The sequence below is a fragment of the Frondihabitans sucicola genome (assembly GCF_030296615.1).
In the GTDB taxonomy this organism is placed as follows: Bacteria; Actinomycetota; Actinomycetes; order Actinomycetales; family Microbacteriaceae; genus Frondihabitans; species Frondihabitans sucicola.
Genome location: NZ_AP027732.1, coordinates 425,178 through 449,063, shown reverse-complemented (window position 1 = coordinate 449,063; position 23,886 = coordinate 425,178). Strand labels below are relative to the sequence as shown.

Below are 23,886 nucleotides of genomic sequence, written 5' to 3'. Positions count from 1 at the left end.
CCGCCGTGGGCATTCTCTACCTTCTCGGGCTCCTGATCGCGCTCGCCGCCATGGTGGTCCTCGACCGGCGGTTCCGGTTGTTCTTCTGGCGCGACCGGGTCCGAGCGGCGGTGATCCTGCCCGTGGGAATCGCGTTCTTCCTCGTCTGGGACCTCTTCGGGATCGGTCTCGGCATCTTCTTTCGGGGCGAGACCTTCTTCATGACCGGTCTTCAGGTGGCGCCCGAGCTTCCCCTCGAGGAGCCGTTCTTCCTGGCCCTGCTCTGCTACCTCACGATGAACCTGGTGGCGGGCGTGCCGCTCGTGGTCGACGCCGTCGCGTCGGCAGGTCACGGTCGGAGTGGTCGACGTGAACGAAGCCGCGGCCCTCGCCGCGAGGACGCCTCATGACCTACTGGGCGCTCGACGCCGTGTTCCTCGCGATCGTCGCGGCGACGGGCATCGCGGCCCTCGCCGTGTCCGCGCGGCGGAGCCGCGGCCGCCCGCGCGCGACGACGCCGCAGCGGCGCCGGAGGCTCGCCTCCTGCGTCATCGCCGTCGGGATTCTCCTGGTGATGACCGCCGTCTTCGACAACGTCATGATCGGCATCGGGCTGGTCGGCTACGACGCGTCGAAGATCAGCGGGGTCTTCATCGGCATCGCACCCCTGGAAGACTTCTCGTACGCGGTCGCGGCGCTGGTCCTGCTTCCGTCGCTCTGGGTGCTGCTCGGCACCCGCGCACGGTCCGACGCCCGCCGGGAGGGGAACGGTGAGAGACACTCTGAAGGCGTTGTTCGCGGTGTCACGACCGCTGAGCTGGGTGAACACGGCGTTCCCGTTCGCGGCGGCGTACATCCTGGGCACTGCGGGCACGACCGCGATCAGCCGCGCCGCGGGCTACACGGCCTACGCTCCTCTCGATCAGGGGCATCCCAGCCCGGCGATGGCGTCGATCCTGCACCTCTCGTACAGCCGGTTCGATTTCGGCCAGGTCGACTGGCTGATCGCCGTCGTGGGGATCGTCTACTTCCTCGTCCCGTACAACCTCGCGATGTACGGCATCAACGACGTCTACGACTACGAGAGCGACCTCCGTAATCCGCGCAAGGGCGGCGTCGAGGGGGCGATGCTCGACAGACGTTTCCACGCGAGCATCCTGCGTGCCGTCGTCATCACCAATGTTCCGTTCCTCGTGTTCTTCGTCCTCGTCGGGTCTCCGCTGAGCTGGCTCGTCCTGGCGGTGAGCGTCTTCGCGGTCGTCGCCTACTCGCTCGGCGGCCTCCGCTTCAAGGAGCGCCCCGCCCTCGACTCCCTGACGTCGAGCACGCACTTCACCAGCCCCGCCGTCTACGGCCTGGTGCTCGCCGGCGTCGTCTTCACGCCGCAGCTGTTCGCCCTGCTCGGAGCCTTCTTCCTCTGGGGCATGGCGAGCCACGCCTTCGGAGCCGTGCAGGATGTCGTCGCCGACCGGGAGGGCGGGATCGCCTCCATCGCGACGGTGTTCGGCGCGAAGGCGACCGTCCGCTTCGCGTTCGCCGCGTACGTTCTGGCCGGCGTGCTGATGCTGCTGACGGCGTGGCCGGGCCCGTTGGCGGCCATCCTCGTGATCCCCTACGCCGTGACGGTCGCCCCCTGGTGGAACGTCCCCGACGCGGATGCCGAGGAGCCAACCGCGGCTGGAAGCGCTTCCTGCTCCTCAATTTCATCAGTGGTTTTCTCACCACGCTGCTACTGATCTGGTGGGTCGCGCTGGGACGCTGAGCGCGCCACGCTGTACCCCCGAACCCGACAGGAAGCCCCGGATCTGGGCGCTGGCGCGCCCGCGGTGCCAGCGTAGAAGCTTACGAACCACCGATTACCCAAGGAGAACCCCATGAAAGGCAAGATCCTGTTCGTTGCAGGGCTCGCGGCCGGATACGTCGTCGGGGCCCGCGCTGGTCGTCAGTCGTACGAGAAGATCAAGAACCGCGCCGACAAGGTCTGGCACGACCCGAACGTGCAGCGCGGAGTGACCAAGGCCGAAGACTTCGTCGCCGAGAAGGCGCCGATCGTGGCGAAGAAGGTCCAGGAGGGCGCGCAGGATGCCGCCCACGCCGCGACCGAGAAGGTCAAGTCGGCGACCTCCAAGACCGATCCGATCACTCCGTAAATGGCTCTGTTCGGAGGTCTCTTCTCGGACTCGGACTCGGACTCGGACGACCAGCCGCAGCGGCAGTCGATCGGGAGCCTGCTCTCGTCGCTGCCCGACCTCGTCAAGCGGATCATCCGCGGCGAGATCGAGTTGGCGAAGGCGGAGCTCGTCGCGAAGCTCAAGGCCGCCGGAGTGGGCATCGGCCTTCTCGTCGGTGCCGCCGTCTTCGCGTTCGTGCTGCTCGAGGTGCTGATCGCGGCGGCGGTGCTCGCCGTCTCGACGGCTCTGCCGCCCTGGCTGGCCGCTCTCCTGGTCGCCGCGGCCCTGCTCGTGATCGTCGCCGTCCTGGCGCTCGTCGGGGTCCGCTCGCTCAAGCGCGGTGTCCCTCCGGTGCCGACCGAAACCATCAAGAACGTCAAGAGCGACGTCCACGCGCTGAAAGGGGAGCGGAATGACTCCGCCGAAGAACGACCCTGACTCGTCCGCCGAGGCCCAGAAGGCCGCCGGCGGCAGCATCCCCGAGCGCGAGCTCGACGTTGCGCGGGCCCGCGAGGAGTTCGCGGCCACGCTCGACGAACTCGAAAACCGCCTGAACCCGAAGAACCAGTTCAGGAGAGCTCGAACGGCTGTCACGAAGCGCGTGTCGGACGATCCCAAAGTTCTGGCGGCTGCGGCCGCCGGGGCTGCGGGTCTCGCCGCGGCCGTGGCAGGCGTCGCCCGCCTCGCGTCTCGCGGCTCCCGGCGCTGACTCCCAAGCCCCACGCAGTCGACCCTCCCGGAGATCCCCATGGCCCCCTCGTCGAAGACCGCGATCGCAGACGATCCGACGCAGGATCCCGACGCCGGCAAGCCGAGCAGCCCCGCCGACCTCACGAAGCGGACCTGGCTCTACACGTTCAAGAAGACGCTCCGTGAATTCTCGAGCGACGGCTGCACCGACCTCGCGGCCGCGCTGACGTACTTCGCCGTGCAGGCGCTCTTCCCCGGTCTGCTCGCCGTCGTCTCGTTGCTCGGTCTCTTCGGCCAGGCCAAGAACACCACGCAGCAGGTGCTCGACCTGGTCGGTCAGTTCGCCTCGGACGACGTCGTGACCGCGATTCGCGGCCCCGTCGAATCACTCACCGGCTCCCCGGCCGCCGGCGTCACCTTCGTCGTGGGTGTGCTCGGTGCCATCTGGTCGGCGTCCGGTTACGTCGGTGCCTTCGGGCGGGCGCTGAACCGGATCTACGACCGCAGCGAGGGTCGGCCGGTCTGGAAGCTCCGCCCGACCAACCTGCTCGTCACCGTGATCGCGGTTGTCCTCGTCGTTCTCGCCGGGCTGATACTGGTGCTGAGCGGCGACATCGCGCGCACCATCGGCGACTTCATCGGTCTCGGCGACGCGACCGTCGACGTGTGGCTGGTCGTGAAGTGGCCCGTCCTGGCGTTCATCGTGGTGCTCGTCGTGGCCGTGCTCTACTACTTCGCCCCGAACGTCAAGCAGCCGAGGTTCCGATGGATGAGCATGGGCGCCCTGCTCGCCATCGCGATCTGGCTGGTCGCGTCGGTGGGCTTCGCCTTCTACGTCGCGAACTTCTCCCACTACAACAAGACCTACGGTGCCCTCGGTGGTGTCATCGCCTTCCTGCTCTGGCTATGGATCACGAACAACGCCCTCCTGTTCGGCGCCGAATTCGATGCGGAGACCGAGCGCGGCCGGGAGCTGCAAGCCGGGATCCGCGCCGAGGAGGACATCCAGCTGCCTCCCCGCGACACGAAGCAGAGCGACAAGAAGGCGGCCAAGCACGCCCAGGACGTGCTCGACGGCATGCGCCTTCGGCAGGCCTCGGCGGAGGAGATCCGTGCCGAGGAGGAAGCCGAAGCCGAGCGGGAGCGCGCCGCACGGGAGAGCGAGCGAGCCGAGAAGTCGACCGGAGCGGACGAGGAAGCAGCCGAGCGCGACGCCGCCGCGCGGAAGAAAGCGGAGCACGAGCACGCCGAGCCCGACGGAACGGGGCTCAGCCGCCGTGCCCGGCGCGAGCAGGAACGCGACAAGAACCCCGTGGACAACCCGGCCGACTTCGTCTGAGGCCGGCCGGGCGCAGCGGCCCAGCGCCGAACCGCCCCGCGCGCCGCCCCTGGCCCCGAACCGCCCCGCGCCCTACGAGATCACCTTGACGAGCGCACCGGTCGCGTCGGAGATCGTCGCCAGGCGGCCGAAGGGCGTGTCGGCGGGCTCGTCGACGATGGCGCCGCCGAGCTCGACGGCCCGCGCGATGGCTTTGTCGGTGTCGGCGACGTTGACGTACACCATCCACTGGGCGGGGTCGCCCGCGGGCCAGTACGCGGAGGCGTCCATGATGCCGGCGTAGAAGTCGTCGCCCACCTTGAGCTGCGCATAGCGGAACTCCGGAGTGTCGGACATCGTCGCCGTCTCCCAGCCGAAAGCCTGCTGGTAGAACTGCACGGAGTCGTGGAATGCGGTGGTGTGCAGCTCGAACCAGGCCGGAGCACCCGGTTCGGCGACCGCCTGGAAGCCGCGCATCTCGTCGCGCTGCCACGCCCCGACCACTGCGCGGTCGGCGTCGTTGGCGAGAAGCATCGTGCCCATCGGGCCGACCTGGTGCGGGCCCATGATGACGAACCCGCCGGCGCCGGTGACGGCCTGGGCCGTCGTCTCGGCGTCGTCGGTCTCGAGGTACACCGTCCAGAAGTCGCGAATCGTGTCGGGCTCGGAGTTCTCGACCATGCCCGCGACCTGACGCCCGTCGAGCGAGAACGTGACGTAGTCGCCGAAATCGGGCCCCGCAGTGAAGGAGGTCCAGCCGAAGAGGCCCCCGTAGAAGGCCTTCGACGCCTCCACGTCGGTGCTGTTGAGGTCGATCCAGAGGGGCGCGCCGGTGGGGAAATCGGTGGGCGTTGGCATGGGGAGCTCCGTTCGTCAGCGGGTTGCTGCCGCCGACACTAGAGCATCCCGGTGGCCGGCGGGAAGGTCGTCCACAGGCCTTCCCGCCCGCGGATCAGAAGTCGAAGCCGAGCTCGGCGGGGTAGTCGCCGCGAGCGGTGAGCGTCGCGGCGGCGCTCTGCAGGTGGGCCAGTGTGAGTCCCATGATCCTGGGCCCGAAACTGACGCGCGAGACCCCCAGCTCGGCCAGGCGCGCGAGCGGAACCGAACCGGCCCCGGAGATGACCGACACCTTGCCGTGGATCTGCGCGACGGCGTCGGCCACCTGCTGCTCGGTCGACAGCCCGAGGACGAACGCGACGTCGGCCCCGGCGTCGAGATACGCGTTGGCGCGCAGGATCGTGTCGTCCCAGGCGGCAGGATCGCCCGCCAGCGCGTCGACCCGGGCGTTGATCACGATCGGCACTCCGGCGCGGTCTCCGGCGGCCCTGGCCGCGGTGATCTTCGCCACCTGGGCGTCGACGGCGTAGAGCTCGCCCTTGTCGCGCCCGCGGGAGTCTTCGATGTTGAGGCCGGCCGCGCCCGCCTCGATGAGGCGCCAGACGTTGTCACGGGTGCCGGCGGGATCCTGCGCGTAGGCCTTCTCGAAGTCGACCGACACGGGCAGCTCGACCGAGCGGATGATGAGCTGCGCCGCGGCGAGGGCCTCGTCGACGTCGAGGCCTTCGCCGTCTTCGACGCCGTGGGCCTCGGAGATCGAGTGGCTGGCGGTGGCGAGAGCCTTGACGCCCGGAGCGGCCGCGACGATGCGGGCGGTGATGCTGTCCCAGACGTTCGTGACGATCAGCGGGTCGCCGGGAACGTGGAAGGAACGGAGGAGTTCGGCCTTCTCGGCCGTGGACTGGATCGACATGGACCCAAGCCAACCAGCCCGGGAGCCTCCTCGCCAGACCCGCCCTGCCAGCGGTGGCGCGGAAGCTGCCAGACCCGCGCGCCTAAACTGGCGCAATGGCCAAGGCTCCCACGGTCTACGACGTCGCCGATCACGCCGGCGTCTCGATCGCGACCGTCTCGCGCGTGCTTCGGCAGCCCGACGCGGTCCGTCCCGAGACCCGTGCGCGCGTGCTCGAGTCGGTGCGCGACCTCGGCTACGTGCCGAGCGGTTCGGCGCGGGGGCTCGCGGGGCGTCGCACCGGAGTGCTCGGGCTCTTCCTGCCCGGCCACGACAGCCTCGAGGTCCCCGACGTCACCGACGCGTCGGGGTCGCTGCCGATCCTGACGTCCGCCATCCCGCTGATCGACGACCGCGAGACCCTCGCGTCGCCGCCCTCCACCGGCTTCTACTTCGACGAGGTACTCCGCGGGGCCGAGGTGGAGGCCTGGCGGCACGGGTTCGCCCTGATGGTCGCGGCGGGCCGGGGGCCGAGCCGCGACGCCATGATCAACGACATCGCCGGTCGCGTCGACGGGCTGGCGGTGATCGCGCAGACCGTACCCGCCGACATGCTGGCTCACGTCTCGCGCCGCATCCCCGTCGTGGTCCTGGCCGACTCGCGGCCCGACGACTCCGTCGACCACGTCGGCGTCGACAACGCAGGAGGCATGCGCGCCCTCACCCGGCAGATCGTCACCGCGCACGACGTCGGGTCGCTCGTGTACGTCTCCGGTCCCGCCGACTCGCCCGACGAGGCCGATCGTCACGCCGGGCTCGAGGCCGGGCTCCTCGACGGTCGCTTCGCAGGATCACGCAGGATCATCACGGGGACCTTCGGTCGCGAACGCGGCCGCGAGGTGGGCGAGCACCTGGTCGACACGAACACCGTGCCCGACGCCGTGATCTGTGCGAACGACCAGACCGCACTCGGCGTGCTCGACGTGTTCGCGTCGCGCGGCGTCGACGTGCCGGGCCGCGTCCTCGTCACCGGGTTCGACGGCATCGAGGCCGGCCGTTTCTCGATCCCGCGCCTGACCACCGTCCGCCAGCCGATGGCCGAGCTCGGTCGTGCTGCCGTTCGCACCATCGTCGCGCGCCTGGCCGATGCATCGCTGCCGCCCCAGCGCGTGACCCTCCCCGTGCAGATCCTGCTCCGCGAGAGCGCGCCGCCGACCCCTTAGCGCGGCCCTGCCTGCTGCCTGCTTGCCTGCTTGCTTGCCTGCCGTGCCCGCCTGCCTGCCCGAAATCGAAGGGGATTTTCGCCGGAAGGCCCTCCGATCCGCATGAACTCGCACCGGCGGCGAAAATCCCCTTCGATTTCTGGAGGGGTTCGACCTCGGGAAGGTGCGACCTCGGAGGAGGCCCAACCTCGGAGGAGGCCCAACCTCGGAGGAGGCCCAACCTCGGGGAGGCCCGGCCTCGCGGAGGCCCGGCCTCCGGCGGGGCCCACGCGGGCGGGCGGGCAGCGAGCGCCAACCCTAGAAGTCGGTCACCCCGTACACCGGCCGCTCCTGCGCGAACAGGCGCGCGGCCAGCAGCAGCGCGCCGGCGCGGTGCTCCGCGACGAGCCCGGCCGAGCCGAGCAGCGTCGCCGGCACCCCGCCGAGGTAGAGCGTCGCGAGCGTGGCGGCGTCGAGTTCGAGGGCGGCGGGGGCGTTGTCGCCGATGCGTGTCGCGTGCCCCGTGCCGTCCGCGGCGTCGAGGAGGAAGGTGCCCTCCGCGTAGCCCAGCTTGTCGTGCACCCGCAGGGTGAGCGACCCGTCGGTCGAGTAGGGCCGGGCCGAGAGGGCGGCGGGCGCGTCGAGGAGGCGCAGCCACACGTGGTCCGACTCGCCCTTCGTCTCGAGGGTGCGGCTGCCGGTCAGCGCGTGGAGCAGCGGGTTCTCGACGGGCGCCTTGCTCCAGCGGATCTCGTCGACGAGGTCGACCGAGCCGAGGAAGTCCCACAGCCCGAGGAACCCGTCGCGGGTCGGCGCGACCAGGTCGTCGATCTTGAGCACCGACAGCGACCCCTCGGCGACCATCGAGTAGATGACGTAGCCGTCGGCCGGCCCTCCGTCGGCGGGGACGTGGATCGCCGCCCGGAGTGCGCGGGCGGGCTTCGCCGTCTCGTAGTCGAGGCCGTTGTAGAGGTTGCCGTACTGCCCTTGGCGGTCGACGGACCCCGGTGTCACCGAGTGGAACGCCGCGAAGACACGCGGGGCGACGGAGGCCAGCGACGACGGGGTGGCCATCTCGACCCGGCCGGAGGGTGCCGAGAGGAGGCTGAACGGAGCGGCGCGCTCGATGGCGATGCTGCGCTTGCGGGTCGCGGGGCCGAAGCCGAAGCGCCGGTAGATGGTCGACTCGCTGGCCGTCAGTGCGGCGATGCTGTGGCCGGACGAGGCCGCAGCGGCGAGCCGATCGGTCATCAGGTGGCGGAGCATCCCGCGGCGGCGATGCGTCGCGCGCACGGTGACGTCCGAGATGAGGTACGAGTCGACGAGGGCTCCGCCGCCGACGTTGATCGACTTGGTGTAGCCGGCGTAGGTGCCGACCGGCCAGTCGTCGCCGAGCGAGCCGGCGACCGGCGTGCGCGCGTAGACCCCGCTGAAGACGCGTCCGTCGTCGATCGCGCCGAGGGCCGACTCGCGGATCTTGTCCGGGTCGTCGTCTTCATGGAAGCCGATCCGCGTCGCAGCCAGCCAGGCGGCGGTGGCGGGGTCGGGCTTGCCGTCGACGAGGCTCGGGGAGAAGGTGCGCACGACGTAGTCGTCATCGAAGGAGGCCATCGGACCAGCGTAGGGCACGGCCCAAAAGCGAGCAGGATCAGATGGAGGCCGGCGGGCGAACACCGCCACGCCCTTGCACACACGCAATGTATGCGCTTACACTCAGAGAGTCCCGCCGGCGTCCCCGGCCAGACCTTCGACGATCACCCCTACGACGAAGCCTTTGACGAAGACGACGAAGACAGAGGAAGCCCGTGGCAACGATGCACACGACCCCACCGAGAAGAGCGAGAAGAGCCGCGTCCGCACTGGTCGCGATCGTCGCCACCGCGCTGGTGCTCACCGGCTGCAGCATCGACATCAAGAGCGCGCCCGATCCGAGCCTCGGCTCCGACACGATGCTCATCGCCGCCGACACCGGCAGCCCCTCCCTGCAGCGGGTGTTCAACCCCTTCCTGCCGAACACGCGCATCGCGTCCTGGTACATGTTCGAGCCGCTGGCGATCCTGAACGACCTCAACGGCAAGGAGGTGCCCTGGCTCGCGACGAAGACCAGCATCCCCGACCCTCAGACGGTCGTGTTCACGATTCGCAAGGGCGTCAAGTGGAGCGACGGCAAGGCCTTCACGCCGGCCGACGTCGAGTTCACCTTCGACATGCTGAAGAAGAACCCGAGCCTCGACCTCAAGGGCGCCTGGCAGTACATGAAGAGCGTCGAGGTGAAGGGCGACGACGTGGTCGTGCACCTCAAGGGCGACGACGTGCCCGCGGCACAGATCATCGAGCAGACCCAGATCGTGCCGAAGCACATCTGGTCGAAGGTGAAAGACCCCTCGACCTTCACGAACCCGAACCCCGTCGCGACCGGGCCGTACTCCCTCGGCAACTTCACGCCGCAGGAGTACTCGATGAACAAGAACCCGCTCTACTGGCAGGCCGACAAGGTCAAGGTCCAGCACCTCGTGCTCCCGGCCAGCAACACGCAGCTCGACGTCGTGACCAAGGGCTACGACTGGGCGTTCTCCTTCATCAGCGACGTCAAGGGCACCTGGAACGCCGCCAACCCGACGAACACCTACTGGTTCCCGCCGGGGGCACGATCAGCCTGTTCCCGAACCTCACCGAGAAGCCGTTCAACGACGTCAACTTCCGCAAGGGCCTCAGCTACGCGCTCGATCGGAAGGGCGTCGGCGACGCGGCAGCCGAGGGCTACATGCAGCAGGCCGGCCAGACCGGCATGCTGCTGCCGAACCAGGAGTCGCTGCTCAACCCCGCGATCCCCGACAAGGGCCTGATCACGCAGAACGACAAGACGGCGCTGTCGTACTTCGCCAAGGCGGGCTACACGATGAAGAACGGCAAGCTCGTCGACAAGACGGGCGCTCCGCTCACGGTCAGCATCACGACGGCCAACGGCTACTCCGACTGGCTCCGTGCGGTGCAGGCCATCACCAAGGAGTGGGCCAAGGTCGGCATCACCGTCAAGACCAAGCAACCGCAACCCGCCGCCTACCAGCTCGCCCTTCGAAACGGCGACTTCCAGCTCGCCATGGGCAGCGTCGGTGGCACCGGGTCGGTCTACCAGGACTTCGCCAACAACCTCTCGAGCGAGTTCTACACGCCGATCGGAAAGCAGGCCGCGAACAACTTCGGCCGCTACAAGAGCGCCAAGGTCGACGCCATCCTCGACAGGTTCAAGACCACGACGAACCCGCAGGATCAGATGGAGCTCGGCTATCAGCTCCAGCAGATCTACTACGACGAGCTCCCGTCGATCGGCCTCTACTACGGCGGCTCCTGGGGCCTGTTCAGTACCCAGAAGTTCACCGGCTGGCCGAGCGCGAAAGACCCGTACACGAGTCCGAAGACCTACGTCTCGACCTCGCTGCTCATCCTCACGCACCTGAAGAAGAAGGAGGCCGCCAAGTGACGTACGCACTCCGCAAGGTCGGCCTGCTGATCCTGACCCTCTGGGCGGCGATCACCCTCAACTTCGTGCTGCCGAGGCTCATGCCGGGGTCGCCCGCCGACGCCGCGGTCGCGAAGCTATCGCAGAACGGTCCCGTCACGGCGGCCACCCGCAAGGCGATCGAGATCCAGCTCGGCGTTCCCAACGGCAACCTGATCGAGCAGTACGGCCAGTACCTCAAGCAGGTCGTGACGCTGCACTTCGGCGTGAGCTACACCTTCTATCCGCAACCGGTGGCCGAGCTCGTCGGGCAGGCGCTGCCCTACACGCTGATCCTCGTCGGCCTCGTGACGATCATCGCGTTCGTCTGCGGCACGCTCCTCGGCGTGCTCGCGGCCTGGAAGCGCGGCACCTGGCTCGACTCGCTGCCGACCCTCGGCGGATCGTTTGCGAGCGCGTTCCCCTACTTCTGGACGGCTCTCCTCCTGCTGTTCTTCCTGGGCTACGTGTTCAAGATCTTCCCAACTTCGGGCGCCTACGGCGTCACCAACGTGCCCGGGTTCAACGGCGACTTCCTCGGGTCGGCGGTCAATCACGCGATCCTGCCGGCCATCACGATCCTGATCACCTCGCTCGGCGGCTGGATCCTCGGCATGCGCAACACGATGATCTCGACCCTCGGCGACGACTACGTCACCTTCGCCGAGGCGAACGGCCTCAAGCCGCGCACCGTGGCGATCCGGTACGCCGCCCGCAACGCGATCCTGCCGAACCTGACCAGCTTCGGTCTGGCTCTCGGCGGTGTCGTCGGCGGCTCGGTGCTGGTCGAGACGGTGTTCGGGTACCCCGGCATCGGCTACCTGCTGCTCAAGGCCGTCACCAACCAGGACTACCCGCTGATGCAGGCGCTGTTCCTGATGATCACGGTCAGCGTGCTGCTGGCCAACTTCCTCGTCGACATCCTGTACGGCGTCCTCGACCCGCGAACCAGAAAGTAGAGACGGCGATGACGACGACCCCTACTGCCCCGCCCACGACCTCGATGCCGGTTCCGCCGCCCATCGCGGCCGGAGCCAGCCCCTCCAGGTCGTGGGGCGCGTGACCGCGACGGTCTGGTCGAACACGAAGGCGCGCATCGGCGTGATCATCCTGCTCGTGTTCGTCCTCGTGGCGATCTTCGCGCCGCTGCTCACCCCGTACGACCCGAGCGCGACGACCTTCGCTCGCAGCGCGGACGCCTCCGCCTCCCACTGGCTCGGCACCACCGCCGCCGGAGAGGACGTGCTCAGCCAGCTGATCCAGGGCGCCAGGATCAGCGTCTTCGTCGGCTTCGTCGCCGGACTCCTGTCGACCGTCGTCGCGGTGCTGATCGGCCTCAGCTGGGGCTACGTCCGCGGCTGGTGGGCCGACGTGATCAACTTCTTCGTCAACCTGTTCCTGGTGGTCCCGGGCCTGCCGCTGATGATCGTGATCGCGGCCTACCTGCAGAACGGCGGTATCGGGATGATCATCCTGGTCGTCGTCATCACCGGCTGGGCCTGGGGAGCGCGCGTCCTGCGCAGCCAGACGCAGTCGCTGCGCGGCCGCGACTTCGTGACCGCGGCGGTCTTCAGTGGCGAGCGTCCGTTCCGGATCGTGTTCCGCGAGATCCTGCCGAACATGACCTCGCTGATCGTCGGCAACTTCTTCGGTGCCGCGACGTCCGCGATCCTGGCCGAGGCCGGCCTGGAGTTCCTCGGTCTCGGCGACCCGTCGACGGTGAGCTGGGGAACGATGCTCTTCTGGGCGCAGAACTCCAACGCGCTGCTCACCGGCCAGTGGTCGCTGCTGTTCGCCCCCGGCCTCTGCATCGCCCTGCTCGCCACGAGCCTCACGCTCATCAACTTCGGTGTCGACGGTCTGTCGAACCCGCGTCTCCGCGAAGGGAAGAGTGGACGATGACCATCACCGAAACCACGCAGGATGCTCCGGCCACGTCGCCCGACATCCTCCTGTCGGTCCGCGACCTGAGCGTCGTCTACGAGCCCCGGGGCGCCGAGCCCACCTCTGCGGTCGAGAACGTCTCGTTCGACCTCCGCCGCGGCGAGTTCGTCGGCCTGGTCGGCGAGTCGGGCTCGGGCAAGTCGACGCTGGGCTTCGCGCTGACCCGCCTGGCCAAGCCGCCGGCCCGGATCAGCAACGGCCGCATCCTGTTCGACGGCAAGGACATCGCGTCGATCGACGCCGAAGCGCTCCGCGAGCAGCGGCAGGGCGGGTTCGCCATGGTGCTGCAGTCCGGCATGAACGCGCTCAACCCGGTGCGAAGCATCCGCCACCACTTCTTCGACGTGTTCAAGGCGCACGGCCACGTGCCGCACGATCGCCGGGAGGAGAGGGCGCGCGAGCTCATCGGCAAGGTCGAGCTGCCCGCGGCGACGCTCGACCGCTTCCCTGGCGAACTCTCCGGCGGGATGCGGCAGCGCGTCTCGATCGCCCTCGCCCTCTCGCTCGAACCCCAGTTGATGGTGTTCGACGAGCCGACCACCGCCCTCGACGTGCTCGTGCAGCACGCCGTGATGAACACGATCCGCGAGCTGCAGAAGGCCGAGAACTTCACGGCGGTCCTGATCAGCCACGATCTCGGCATCGTGCTGGAGGCCACCGAGCGCGTGCTCGTCATGCACGAGGGCGTCATCGTCGAGGACGGCCCGTCGTCCGAGATCCTGAACGCCCCGACGGCCGAGTATACGAAGATGCTGCTCAGTCACTACGCCGACCCCCGGGCAGAGGTGGTCTCGCTGCCCGGTTTCGAGGACCGCAGGCTCCGGCAGGCCGCCGGCGAGGCTCGCAGCGCAGCCGCTGCGCCGGAGCACGCCCCGACCGTCGTCACCCGGTCGGTCAGCGTGGCCCAGGAGAGCATCGTCGTGTCGCACGTCTCCAAGACGTACCCGCCGCCTCGCCGCGGCGAACAGCCGGTGCGCGCCGTCCGCGACGTGTCGTTCACGCTCGAGCCCGGTCAGTCACTGGCGCTCGTCGGCCAGTCCGGGTCAGGCAAGTCGACGATCGCCAAGATGATCACCGGCGTCGAGAAGCCCAGCGAGGGCTCGATCACGTTCGGCGGCCTCGACGTCGCCAAGCTGGGCCGCGGCAAGCTCCGCGATCTGCACCGGAACGTCCAGATGGTCTTCCAGGATCCGTACGCCGCGCTCAACCCGCTGCACACGGTCGAGTACACGCTCATGCGCCCGGTCGTGAACTTCACGGGCCTGAAAGGGCAGGATGCCAGGCGCCGGGTGCTCGAGCTCCTCGAGACGGTGGGGCTCACGCCGGTCGAGCAGTTCGCGGCCAAGCTGCCGCACCAGCTCTCCGGTGGTCAGGGCCAGCGCGTCGTCATCGCGCGCGCCCTGGCCTGCGACCCGCAGGTGATCATCGCCGACGAGCCCGTGTCGATGCTCGACGTGTCGCTGCGCGCTGGTGTGCTCGCCCTGCTGGAAGACCTGCGCGAGAAGTGGGGGTGAGCCTGCTCTACATCACGCATGACCTGCTCTCGGCGCGGCTCATCACCGACAACATCATGGTGCTGCACGACGGAGAGGTCGTGGAGCGAGGGGAGACGGCGGAGGTCCTGCAGCGCCCCGTCGACGCCTACACGGTCGCCCTCCTCGACGCCGTCCCCAACCCCAAGCGAACCTTCTAGGAGAACTCCTTTGCTCACCTTCCCCGACGGCTTCCTCTGGGGCGCGGCCACCGCCGCACACCAGATCGAGGGCAACAACGTGAACAGCAACTGGTGGGTGCACGAGCACACGCCCGGCACGAGCATCGTCGAACCCTCCGGAGACGCCGCCGACAGCTACCACCGCTTTCGCGACGACATCAAGACGCTGGCCGACCTGGGCCTCAACTCGTACCGCTTCAGCATCGAGTGGGCCAGGATCGAGCCCGAGCGCGGCTACGTCTCGCGCGCCGAGCTCGATCACTACCGCCGCATGGTCGACACCTGTCACGAGTTCGGCATCGAGCCCGTGGTCACCCTGATGCACTTCACCGTGCCCCGCTGGTTCGAGCGCGACGGCTTCTGGCGTGCCCCCGACGCGGCCGACCTGTTCGCCCGCTACACCGAGACCGCCCTGCCGGTCGTCGCCGAGGGGTCCGCTACGTCTGCACCATCAACGAGCCGAACATCGCCGCGATGCTCGCCGGGGAGAGGACGCCGCGAACCTCGTCGCGTACGGCCTCCCCAACCCCGACCTCCAGGTGGCCGATGCGCTCCTGGCGTCGCACGATCGCTCCCGCGAGGTGCTCTCGCAGGTGTCCGGTCTGAAGACCGGCTGGACCGTCGCCACGCAGGCGTTCAAAGCCGTCGACGAGCCGGGCGCCGCCGAGATGCTGAAGACCTACGGCTACCCCCGCGACGACTGGTACCTCGAACGTGCGGCCGGCAACGACTTCGTCGGGGTGCAGGCCTACACGCAGACGTTCATCGGCCCGGAGGGACCGCGCCCCGTCGCCGAGGGGCTCGAGACCACCCTCACCGGCTGGGAGTTCTACCCGCCCGCCGCCGCCGAGGGTGTCCGCAGCGCCTGGGAGCTCAGCTCCCACGTCCCGGTCATGGTCACCGAGAACGGTATCGCCACGGGCGACGACGAGCGCAGGATCGCGTACACGCGCGGAGCGCTGGAAGGCCTGCACCAGGCGATCGAGGAGGGGATCGAGGTGCTGGGCTATCAGCACTGGAGCGCCCTCGACAACTACGAGTGGGCCTCCGGGTTCAAGCCGACCTTCGGTCTGATCGCCTGGGACGACGAGACCTTCGAGCGCACCCCGAAGCCGAGCGCCCACTGGTACGGCGAGGTCGCGAAGGCCAACGCCCTGGTCTGACGGGCCCACCCTTCTCAGCGTTTTTGCATGTGAAATACATATCCTGATCGTCGACTTTTTCGACCCGACGATCAGGAGGCACATCTATGGCCGCGAGCAGGAGACGCATCGCCGCGAAGAGGCGCGCCCAGCAGGCCATGACCGCTCGGCGCCGGAGCGAACGTCGCACGAAGGTCCTCGTCTGCTCCGGCGTGCTCGTCGCCGTCGTCGCGGCGTTGACGGCGGTCGTGCTGGTGCTCGTCACGAGTCCGTCGCCGGGCGCGGTGGCTCCGCGCAACCTCGCCAGCGACGGCATCGTCGTCGGCGAGGGCTTCCGGGCCGAGCGTGCGCCCGCGGTCGAGGTAGGCTCCGACCCGATCCCGACCGAGACCGCCACCGACGGCAAGACGGTCTCGATCCAGCTCTACGCCGACTACCTCTGCCCCAACTGCCGGGCCTTCGAAGAGGAGAACGGCGACTACCTGTCGAAGGTGGTCGAGTCGGGGGCCGCCACGGTCGAGTTCCACCCGATCGCCATCATGGACCGCGTCTCGCAGGGCACGAAGTACGCCACCCGGGCCGCGGCCGCCGCGGTCTGCGTCGCCGACCTCGCGCCCGACTCCTTCTTCGCGGTCAACCGGGCGCTTTTCGCCGCCCAGCCGGCCGAGCACTCACCGGGCCTCAGCGACTCCGAGCTGGCCGACGTCGTCGGTGGCGTGGCGGGTCTGACGGCCCGCGATCGCGTCCTCGCCTGCCTCGACGACCAGCGCTTCGCGCCCTGGGTCACCGCTGCGACGAAGCGGGCCGTCAAGGGCCACTTCCCCGGCACCGACGTCACGGCCTTCCGCGGTACCCCCACGGTGGTCGTCGACGGCAAGGAGTGGAGGGGCGAGCAGCCGTTCACCGAGTTCGTCACCACCGCGATCGGCGAGTCGACCACCCACGACTGACGCCTGCCCTCGCTTGCCGCCGACAAACTTGCTGGATACCTAGCTGTCAGTATCTTACATTCCTACGGCTAACTAAGACATTAGAGACATTAATGAAATGGCCGAGGGCAACATCCTGAACCGTCTTGGTCAGTTCGTCGACAAAGCGCGCTGCCTGACCCGGCCCGATGCACAACCCGTCATCGAAAGGATCTCGTGATGTTGCGAGGAAGCGCCTTGGCTTCAGCTCGAGGTGGCGTGATCGCTGTCCTGCTCGCAGCGCCCGTTGCCGTGATCGTTGTGACGGCAGTGCACTGGTGGGGCCGCCTGCCACACCGCACGGCGTCCCACTGGAACAGTCAGGGCCGAGTCGACGGGTACACGGCGACGTGGGAACTCCTCGCTGGGTGCCTCATCGTCCCCATTCTTGCCGTCGTGCTCGCCATGGTTTTCTTGAACGACGCGCGGCTCCCCGCTGACGCAGCTCTTCCGGTGATCTTGGCAGGCACATTCTCCGGGATGGCTTGCAGCGCATGGATCGTCATTGCGGGAGCTTCGCTCCCCTCGGGCATGATTCTCAGTGGTGCCTCCGCCCCTCTTTCTGTGGTCGGCATATTCTATGGCTTGCCTGTTTGGGCGGCCGTTGGAAGAGCCCACCCCCAGAAAGCGCCAAACCAGTCAACGACCCGCGTTGGCCATCGTGACTGTCCGTCGCACTGGGGAGGATGGGGCTACCGCATCCTGCCCGGGAAGCGTGGCATCATCCTTCACAGTGGACCAGGTCTGGTCATAACGAGACTCGACGGACGACTTTTCGCAGTCACGGTCAAGTCGCCCGAGCGCGGCGTCACTCTCCTCCGTGAGCTCATGAACGAGACTCGCTGACGACAAGCAGCTGGCGAGATCTCACCCACGACTGACGCCCGCCCTCGCCCGGCGACGAGGTCAGTCGATCTCGCGCTGCACCGGGTGCACCCGTACGAGGAGGGCGAGCCCTGCGGCGAGGACGATCGCGATTCCGATCGCGCCGTAGCGGGTGTTGCCGGTGAGCGTCACGAAGAGGGTGAACAGCGCGGGAGCCAGGAAGCTCACGGCGCGCCCGGTCGTCGCGTAGAGGCCGAACACCTCGCCCTCGCGACCGCTCGGCGTCACCCGCGCCAGGAACGACCGGGAGGCCGACTGCGCCGGCCCGACGAAGATCGACAGGAACAGCCCGCAGATCCAGAAACCGAGCTTCCCGTCGCCGACGAACAGGATCGCGACGGCCGCGACGACGAGGCCGACGAGCGAGAACACGATGATCGCCTTGGCGCCGAGACGATCGTCGAGGTTGCCGGCCGCGAAGGCGCCGATGCCCGCCATCACGTTCGCCGCGACCGCGAAGTAGATGACCTCGCTCGACGTGAAGCCGAACACCTGCGACGCGATGATCGCCCCGAACGTGAAGACGGCCGCGATGCCGTCCCGGAACACGGCCGACGCCACGAGGAAGAGGAGCACCTGCGGGTTCTTGCGGTAGAGCTGAGCGATCGTGTGGCCGAGCTTCCGGTACGACGCGACGATCCCGATCCTGCCCTCGCGGTTATCGTGCGCGGGGATCTCGGGCACGGCCAGCAGCAGCGGGATCGCGAACGCCCCGAACCAGACCGCGGAGACCAGGATCGCGATCCGGACGCTCCACACGCCGCCCGCCGGAGTCGACGCGAGCCCCAGAAGACCCGTCTGCCCGTCGACCCCGAAGCTCTGCAGGAAGAGCACCAGCAGCAGGAGGAGCAGGACGATCCCGCCGAGATAGCCGGCGCCCCAGCCCCAGCTCGACACCCGGCCGATGGTCTTCGGGGTCGACACCTGCACGAGCATCGCGTTGTAGTTGACGGCCGCGAACTCGAAGACGAGGTTGCCGACGGCGAGCAGTGTGGCGCCCAGCAGCAGGTAGGGCGGCGCGGGCACCACGAACACCATGGCCGCCATCACGAGCACCAGCACGGCGGAGTTGATCCCGAGCCAGCGCTTGCGCCGCCCGGACCCGTCGGAGCGCTGCCCCAGGATCGGCGCCAGCAGCGCGACCAGGATCCCCGCGATGGTCAGCGCGGTCGAGATGACCGTGGCGTTGTGCGATTTCGCGGCGACGAGGGCGGGGTTCGACGCGTCGTCGCCGGCGGCCGCGACGATCGCCGGCGAGACGAACGACGACGAGGCCAGGTACGTGCTGAAGACGAAGGTGGTCACGACCGCGTTGAACGCCGCGGAGCCCCAGTCCCAGAGCGCCCAGGAGACGATGCGGCGACGGGGGATCGGGCTGGTGTCGGCAAGCGTCGCCTCGGTCATGGCTGGACGCTACCGCGAACCGGTTAACGAGCGGTAGCAGCGCCCTGCGGCGGCGCGTCGCCGGCGTCGGAGGCGTCCTCGCTGATGACGACGCGCGTCGTCTCCTCGCCGTCCGAGGCCAGCACGGTCGCGATCGAGTCGCGGCCGTCCGGGAGCAGCCGCGCGACGATCCTGCCGCTGGTCGCGGCGTCGAGATGCTCGAGCAGCGCCGCCTCGATCCGTTCGCGGACCACGGGCGGCACGTCGGCTCCCGCGCGGTCGTCGAGCAGCGAGACGTCGACGCCCCGCGACCGCGCCCGGGTCGCCGCCTCGGCCACCGAGGCCGTCGCGAGATTGCTCGCGCGAAGCTGGTCCCGCAGGGCGGCCTCCACGAGGGTGAACGACCGGCGGTCCTCCTCGGTCAGCACCTCGGCCGACAGGATCCGCTGCAGCGCCGGGATCGACACCGCCCGCAGCTGGTCGAGGCGCGAGTTCTGCTCCTCGAGTGCCGCGGAGGACGCCGCCTCGGCGCGCACCCGCCCGAGCTCGGCGCGCTGCAGGCGGCGGATCGACACCCTGGTCCGCGAGAGCAGGATCGAGAACAGCCAGACGACGAGGACGAGCACCGCCGAGCGCAGCACGAAGCCGATTCCGCCTCCGACGCCGCGGCCCACCTGCACGCTCCAGACGAGGGTCAGCAGCGTCATGATGCCGAAGCCGATCCACGCCCAGGCCGGGCGCCCGCGGAGGGTCAGCAGGAACAGCACGAAGGTGACGGCGCCCCAGCCCCAGGTCGCCCAGCCCGGCCAGCCCGTGTCGGGCAGGTTCCAGACGTTCAGTGACCCCAGGCTGGTCAGGACCACGACCAGGATCGTGAGGTTCCGGGGAAGGGATCGTCTCGCGGCAGAGTCATCAAGTAGCCGGCGGCCAGGATCAGCGCCAGCGCGACCAGCGAGAGCACCGGCACCTTGTCCGATCGCAGCCCGTAGATGCCGACCGCGGTGTGCACCACGGCGAAGAGGACGAAGAGCGCTGTCGTGCCGCGCCCGGTCAGCTGCAGGAAGCTCGGCGTCTCGTTCGTGCTCACGCCGCCGCCTCCGTCGCCGACCAGCCGAGGGCGACGCGCGTGCCGACCCCGCGGGCGCTCTCGATTCCGGCGCGGCCACCCGGCAGGGTCGCCATCCGGTTGAGGATCGAGACGCGCACCCCGAGCCGCTCGGGCGGGATCCTGCGGCTGTTGAAGCCTCGTCCGTTGTCGCTGACGCGGATCTCGATGCCGTCGACGGTCGAGACCACGGTCACCTGACGCCACGCGGGTCGCTCGTCGCGGTCGGCGTGCCGCAGCGAGTTCCGGACGGCCTCGGCGGTGGCCTCGAGGAGCGCCTGCGCGATGTCGGCCGGGATCGTGCCCGAGCCGTCGACCGTCGCCTCGAAGCCGATGCCGTCGCTCTGGCTGGTGACCGACGAGCGCAGCCGATTCACGAAGTCGTCCAGCGCCAGCGGGACCGGCGGCAGGAGGGTGTCGTCGCGCAGCATGCCGAGGGTCGCCGAGGCGAGCTCGCGGAGCGCCGGAGTCGGCACGCCGTCGGCGCGGGAGGCGATGAGGAGCGCCGACAGGACGTGGTCGTGCACCAGGGCGTCGATCCGGATGCGCTGCTGCACGCGAGCCGACGCCTCCGCCTCGAGCGAGGTCTTCCGCCGCGCCGCGGTCGCAGCCCGGTCGAGGCGCTTGGCGCTCGCTCGCGTCACCAGGGTGATGGCCACGAAGACGCAGTCGAACAGCAGGTTGTACGAGAAGTCGAGGATGGGCAGCTTCCAGCCGATCTCGGGGTCGGCCAGATAGCGCATGGTGCCCGAGAGGAGCGCCGTGACGAGCACGTACGCCCAGACCGAGCGCATCCGCCACGAGATCGCGATGGAGATGGCGGCCACCGTCATGAAGTCGTTCGTCCAGGGCGAGTTGCTGCCGGGCAGCATCGGCGCCACCATCGCCAGTTTCCAGGTCGCCATGACACCGACGAAGAAGAGCCCGTAGGCGGAGGCGAGCGTGTCGAGAACGCGGATCGGCGCCCACATGGCCAGGACACCGAGCAGGATCGGCGCGACCGCCGCCCCGTACCAGGTCACGTGCGCCCACCACGGGTTCAGCGCCGCGAACTGCTCCGTCGCCTTCGCATTGCCGACGACGCCGTAGACCAGGGCCCCGATTCCGATCGACAGGTAGAGGATCCTGGTGACCCGCAGCTCGGCGTCACCCAGGTGCCGACCGCCCCCGAGGATCACCCCCGCGGTCCGTCCTCGTTGATCAGGCCGTCCTCCGCCGCGCGGCGGTGCAGGTCGACCTTGGTGTGCGCGGGGCGCCCGGCGTTGGCGTACTTGGCGCGGATCCTGCTCACGTAGTTGGCGACCGTCGACTTCGAGAGGTTCGTCAGGTAGGCGACCGACTGCGCCTTCTCGCCGGAGGCGTAGAGGGCCAGGATCTCGCGCTCCCGGGCGCTGAGGCCGGCGTCGGCGAGCCCCGCGTCGCCGTCGATCGCGGCCGCCCAGTCGAGGCCGGCGACGGTCGCACCGCTCGCTGCGTCGCGGATCGCTTCGACGAGCTCTTCGACGGGCTGCGACTTGCGCACGATGCCGAGCGCCCCGGCCTTGGCGGCGGCCCGGATCGCGTGCGGATCTTCGGCGGCCGTCAGGATCAGCACGTCGACCTCGGCGTCGAGCAGCGACCGGATGTTGTCCGTGGCACTGGAGCCGTCGCCCAACCGCAGGTCGAGCACGACCAGGTCGACCGGGGTGGCGGTCAGATCGAGTTCTCGCACGGTGGGGGTGACGGCCACGACGCGGATGTCGGGATACTCTCGCAGGAGTTCGGCGAACCCGACGGCGACGATCTCGTGGTCTTCGACCAGGGCCACTCGCAGAACCGGCAGGGCGGTCGCATCGCTCATCGGAGCCTCCTGGCAAAAGTCTATGGTTCCTCGATTTACGCCACGGTACCGTGTCCTCGGATGCGTACCCCCGTTCGGGTGCCATCACTTGTGATTCTGTCGAACTGTTTCGGACGGTGGGATTCTGTTTCTGTCGGAAGAGACGCCGACCTCGATGCCCGAATCATCGAGAGCGCCATAGAGGGGCTGCCGCGACATCTGCGGGGACGACACAACCGGTGGGGGCCACGGTCGTGCTGTGTCCGGGGTCGCGGCAGCCCTCCCCTTCTTCTTCGAGCCGCCTCCGGGCGGCTTTTTCGTGCGCCCGCACGACTTCGCAAAAACTTGAGTCGTTCAGGCTCAACTTTCAGCTTCAGAACTTGACTCCGTGTCGTGCGCCAGTAAACTTGAGCCTGTCGGACTCAACCCCGGCACTCAGACTTTAGCTACATCGAGCACGACAAAGGAGAACAGCCACATGGCACGTGCAGTAGGAATCGACCTCGGTACCACCAACTCGGTGGTCGCCGTCCTCGAGGGCGGCGAGCCGACCGTCATCGCCAACGCCGAGGGTCTTCGCACCACCCCGTCGGTCGTCGCATTCACGAAAGACGGCGAGGTGCTCGTCGGTGAGACCGCGAAGCGCCAGGCCGTCACCAACGTCGATCGCACCATCGCGAGCGTCAAGCGCCACATCGGCACCGACTGGACCGTCGCCGTCGACGACAAGAAGTACACCCCGCAAGAGATCTCGGCCCGCATCCTGGGCAAGCTCAAGCGCGACGCCGAGCAGTACCTCGGTGAAGAGGTGACCGACGCGGTCATCACGGTCCCCGCCTACTTCGGCGACGCCGAGCGTCAGGCGACGAAGGAGGCCGGCGAGATCTCGGGCCTCAACGTCCTGCGCATCATCAACGAGCCGACCGCTGCGGCGCTCGCCTACGGCCTCGACAAGGGCAAAGAAGACGAGCTCATCCTGGTCTTCGACCTCGGTGGCGGTACCTTCGACGTCTCCCTGCTCGAAGTGGGCAAAGACGAAGACTTCTCCACGATCCAGGTGCGCGCCACCTCCGGTGACAACCGCCTCGGTGGCGACGACTGGGACAACCGCATCGTCGAGCACCTCATCAAGAAGTTCAAAGACGCCAACGGCGTCGACCTCTCGAACGACAAGATCGCCAAGCAGCGCCTCAAGGAGGCCGCCGAGCAGGCCAAGAAAGAGCTGTCGTCCTCGACGAGCACCAGCATCCAGCTCCCGTACCTCACGCTGACCGCCGACGGCCCGCTCAACCTCGACGAGACCATCTCGCGCTCGCAGTTCGAGCAGTGGACCTCCGACCTGCTCGACCGCACCAAGAAGCCGTTCAACGATGTCATCAAGGAGGCCGGCGTCAAGGTCGCCGACATCGCGCACGTCGTGCTCGTCGGCGGATCGACGCGTATGCCCGCCGTCTCCGAGGTCGTCAAGCAGCTGACCGGCGGCCAGGAGGCCAACAAGGGTGTCAACCCCGATGAGGTCGTCGCCGTCGGCGCCGCTCTCCAGGCCGGTGTCCTCAAGGGCGAGCGCAAGGACGTCCTGCTCATCGACGTCACGCCGCTCTCGCTCGGTATCGAGACCAAGGGTGGCGCGATGACCAAGCTCATCGAGCGCAACACGGCCATCCCGACCAAGCGCAGCGAGACCTTCACGACCGCCGACGACAACCAGCCGTCGGTCGCAATCCAGGTCTTCCAGGGCGAGCGCGAGTTCACCCGCGACAACAAGAACCTCGGTACCTTCGAGCTGACCGGTATCGCCCCGGCTCCGCGCGGGATCCCGCAGATCGAGGTCACCTTCGACATCGACGCCAACGGCATCGTCCACGTGTCCGCGAAAGACAAGGGCACCGGCAAAGAGCAGTCGATGGTCATCTCGGGCGGCTCGTCGCTCTCGAAGGACGACATCGAGCGCATGGTCCGCGAGGCCGAGGAGCACGCCGCAGAAGACAAGGCACGCCGCGAGGCAAACGAGCTCCGCAACACCGGCGAGCAGCTGGTCTACTCGATCGAGAAGCTCCTCAAGGAGAACGACGAGAAGCTCCCCGCCGACGTCAAGAGCGAGGTGCAGGGCGACGTCGACTCGCTGAAGTCCGCGCTCGCCGGCGACGACGAGGCGGCCATCAAGCCGGCCGTCGACAAGCTCACCGAGAGCCAGCAGAAGATCGGTCAGGCGCTCTACGCGGCCGACCAGGCTTCCGCTTCCGCTCCTACCGAGGAGGCTCCCGAGGGCGCGCCCGCGGCGGACGACGAAGACATCGTCGACGCCGAGGTCGTGGACGACGAAGACGACAAGAAGTAG

The 23,886-nt window shown here is 68.6% G+C and carries 22 protein-coding genes and 5 pseudogenes; 19 read left to right on the top strand and 8 right to left on the bottom strand.

Going from position 1 to position 23,886, the window contains the following annotated elements; translation table 11 throughout:
- The first annotated feature begins 5 nt into the window (after positions 1-5).
- Complete coding sequence (locus QUE79_RS02330) at positions 6-389, top strand: lycopene cyclase domain-containing protein (RefSeq protein WP_286345247.1); 384 nt, start codon at positions 6-8, stop codon at positions 387-389.
- A gap of 1 nt (position 390) precedes the next feature.
- On the opposite strand, the gene QUE79_RS25075 is transcribed toward QUE79_RS02330, so the two are convergent.
- Positions 391-579: a hypothetical protein gene (locus QUE79_RS25075; protein WP_350271752.1), complete on the bottom strand. Its 189-nt coding sequence runs from the start codon at positions 577-579 to the stop codon at positions 391-393.
- Between QUE79_RS25075 and QUE79_RS26075 the strand changes: the two are divergent.
- From QUE79_RS26075 to QUE79_RS02300, 6 genes and pseudogenes are all read left to right on the top strand, one after another.
- Positions 554-643: pseudogene (locus tag QUE79_RS26075) on the top strand (lycopene cyclase); the annotation flags it as partial. The gene QUE79_RS25075 and the pseudogene QUE79_RS26075 sit on opposite strands and share 26 nt — an antisense overlap.
- A 106-nt stretch (positions 644-749) precedes the next feature.
- Positions 750-1,741: pseudogene (locus QUE79_RS02320) on the top strand (prenyltransferase).
- 112 nt (positions 1,742-1,853) lie between these two features.
- The gene (locus QUE79_RS02315) at positions 1,854-2,129 is read left to right on the top strand and encodes a hypothetical protein (RefSeq protein ID WP_286345246.1); all 276 of its coding nucleotides are present in this window, start codon (positions 1,854-1,856) and stop codon (positions 2,127-2,129) included.
- Positions 2,130-2,588: a phage holin family protein gene (locus QUE79_RS02310; protein ID WP_286345245.1), complete on the top strand. Its 459-nt coding sequence runs from the start codon at positions 2,130-2,132 to the stop codon at positions 2,586-2,588.
- Complete coding sequence (locus QUE79_RS02305; RefSeq protein WP_286345244.1) at positions 2,563-2,859, top strand: DUF3618 domain-containing protein; 297 nt, start codon at positions 2,563-2,565, stop codon at positions 2,857-2,859. Before QUE79_RS02310 ends, QUE79_RS02305 begins: the two co-directional genes overlap by 26 nt.
- Positions 2,860-2,898: 39 nt before the next feature.
- On the top strand, positions 2,899-4,179 hold the full coding sequence (locus tag QUE79_RS02300) for a YihY/virulence factor BrkB family protein (RefSeq protein WP_286345243.1): 1,281 nt from the start codon (positions 2,899-2,901) through the stop codon (positions 4,177-4,179).
- Positions 4,180-4,251: 72 nt separating this feature from the next.
- Here QUE79_RS02300 and QUE79_RS02295 read toward each other — a convergent pair whose 3' ends face one another.
- Positions 4,252-5,016 carry a VOC family protein gene (locus QUE79_RS02295; RefSeq protein ID WP_286345242.1) on the bottom strand — a complete coding sequence of 255 codons (765 nt, stop codon included), beginning with the start codon at positions 5,014-5,016 and terminating at the stop codon, positions 4,252-4,254.
- Between the two features lie 94 nt (positions 5,017-5,110).
- Positions 5,111-5,908, bottom strand: a complete 798-nt coding sequence (locus QUE79_RS02290) for an isocitrate lyase/PEP mutase family protein (RefSeq protein ID WP_286345241.1) — start codon at positions 5,906-5,908, stop codon at positions 5,111-5,113.
- A 95-nt stretch (positions 5,909-6,003) separates the two neighbouring features.
- Between QUE79_RS02290 and QUE79_RS02285 the strand changes: the two genes are divergently transcribed.
- Positions 6,004-7,110, top strand: coding sequence for a LacI family DNA-binding transcriptional regulator (locus QUE79_RS02285; RefSeq protein ID WP_286345240.1), 1,107 nt, complete (start codon positions 6,004-6,006; stop codon positions 7,108-7,110).
- 297 nt (positions 7,111-7,407) lie between these two features.
- On the opposite strand, the gene QUE79_RS02280 is transcribed toward QUE79_RS02285, so the two are convergent.
- Entirely contained in the window at positions 7,408-8,700 is a 1,293-nt protein-coding gene (locus QUE79_RS02280; protein WP_286345239.1) for a GNAT family N-acetyltransferase, read from the bottom strand.
- Between the two features lie 203 nt (positions 8,701-8,903).
- On the opposite strand from QUE79_RS02280, the pseudogene QUE79_RS02275 reads away from it, so the two are divergent.
- From QUE79_RS02275 to QUE79_RS25050, 10 genes and pseudogenes are all read left to right on the top strand, one after another.
- Positions 8,904-9,551, top strand: a pseudogene (locus QUE79_RS02275) (ABC transporter substrate-binding protein); the annotation flags it as partial.
- On the top strand, positions 9,452-10,570 hold the full coding sequence (locus QUE79_RS02270; RefSeq protein WP_286346819.1) for an ABC transporter substrate-binding protein: 1,119 nt from the start codon (positions 9,452-9,454) through the stop codon (positions 10,568-10,570). The pseudogene QUE79_RS02275 and the gene QUE79_RS02270, both read left to right, overlap by 100 nt.
- Positions 10,567-11,547, top strand: coding sequence for an ABC transporter permease (locus tag QUE79_RS02265; RefSeq protein WP_286345238.1), 981 nt, complete (start codon positions 10,567-10,569; stop codon positions 11,545-11,547). The genes QUE79_RS02270 and QUE79_RS02265 overlap by 4 nt, the downstream gene beginning before the upstream one ends.
- A 100-nt stretch (positions 11,548-11,647) precedes the next feature.
- Complete coding sequence (locus QUE79_RS02260) at positions 11,648-12,490, top strand: ABC transporter permease (protein ID WP_286345237.1); 843 nt, start codon at positions 11,648-11,650, stop codon at positions 12,488-12,490.
- A complete protein-coding gene (locus tag QUE79_RS02255; RefSeq protein ID WP_350271618.1) occupies positions 12,487-14,046 on the top strand; it encodes an ABC transporter ATP-binding protein in 1,560 nt (519 codons plus the stop codon). The genes QUE79_RS02260 and QUE79_RS02255 overlap by 4 nt, the downstream gene beginning before the upstream one ends.
- Positions 14,043-14,225, top strand: coding sequence for a hypothetical protein (locus QUE79_RS25065; protein ID WP_350271617.1), 183 nt, complete (start codon positions 14,043-14,045; stop codon positions 14,223-14,225). Before QUE79_RS02255 ends, QUE79_RS25065 begins: the two co-directional genes overlap by 4 nt.
- 10 nt (positions 14,226-14,235) lie before the next feature.
- Positions 14,236-14,598: pseudogene (locus tag QUE79_RS25060) on the top strand (family 1 glycosylhydrolase); the annotation flags it as partial.
- 187 nt (positions 14,599-14,785) lie between these two features.
- A complete protein-coding gene (locus QUE79_RS25055; protein WP_350271616.1) occupies positions 14,786-15,409 on the top strand; it encodes a family 1 glycosylhydrolase in 624 nt (207 codons plus the stop codon).
- 86 nt (positions 15,410-15,495) lie between these two features.
- Complete coding sequence (locus tag QUE79_RS02245) at positions 15,496-16,338, top strand: DsbA family protein (RefSeq protein ID WP_286345236.1); 843 nt, start codon at positions 15,496-15,498, stop codon at positions 16,336-16,338.
- A gap of 198 nt (positions 16,339-16,536) precedes the next feature.
- Positions 16,537-17,202, top strand: coding sequence for a DUF1648 domain-containing protein (locus QUE79_RS25050; protein ID WP_350271733.1), 666 nt, complete (start codon positions 16,537-16,539; stop codon positions 17,200-17,202).
- Positions 17,203-17,262: 60 nt separating this feature from the next.
- On the opposite strand, the gene QUE79_RS02240 is transcribed toward QUE79_RS25050, so the two are convergent.
- The 4 genes and pseudogenes from QUE79_RS02240 to QUE79_RS02220 all read right to left on the bottom strand — a co-directional run bounded on the left by QUE79_RS02240 (position 17,263) and on the right by QUE79_RS02220 (position 21,569).
- Positions 17,263-18,645: an MFS transporter gene (locus tag QUE79_RS02240; RefSeq protein WP_286345235.1), complete on the bottom strand. Its 1,383-nt coding sequence runs from the start codon at positions 18,643-18,645 to the stop codon at positions 17,263-17,265.
- A 23-nt stretch (positions 18,646-18,668) separates the two neighbouring features.
- A pseudogene (locus tag QUE79_RS02235) lies at positions 18,669-19,633 on the bottom strand (DUF8320 family protein).
- Between the two features lie 74 nt (positions 19,634-19,707).
- On the bottom strand, positions 19,708-20,907 hold the full coding sequence (locus QUE79_RS02225) for a sensor histidine kinase (protein WP_286345232.1): 1,200 nt from the start codon (positions 20,905-20,907) through the stop codon (positions 19,708-19,710).
- Positions 20,904-21,569 (bottom strand): response regulator transcription factor, encoded by a 666-nt coding sequence (locus QUE79_RS02220; protein ID WP_286345231.1) that lies wholly within the window; start codon positions 21,567-21,569, stop codon positions 20,904-20,906. The genes QUE79_RS02225 and QUE79_RS02220 overlap by 4 nt, the downstream gene beginning before the upstream one ends.
- A gap of 457 nt (positions 21,570-22,026) precedes the next feature.
- On the opposite strand from QUE79_RS02220, the gene dnaK reads away from it, so the two are divergent.
- Positions 22,027-23,886: a molecular chaperone DnaK gene (gene dnaK / locus QUE79_RS02215; RefSeq protein WP_286345230.1), complete on the top strand. Its 1,860-nt coding sequence runs from the start codon at positions 22,027-22,029 to the stop codon at positions 23,884-23,886.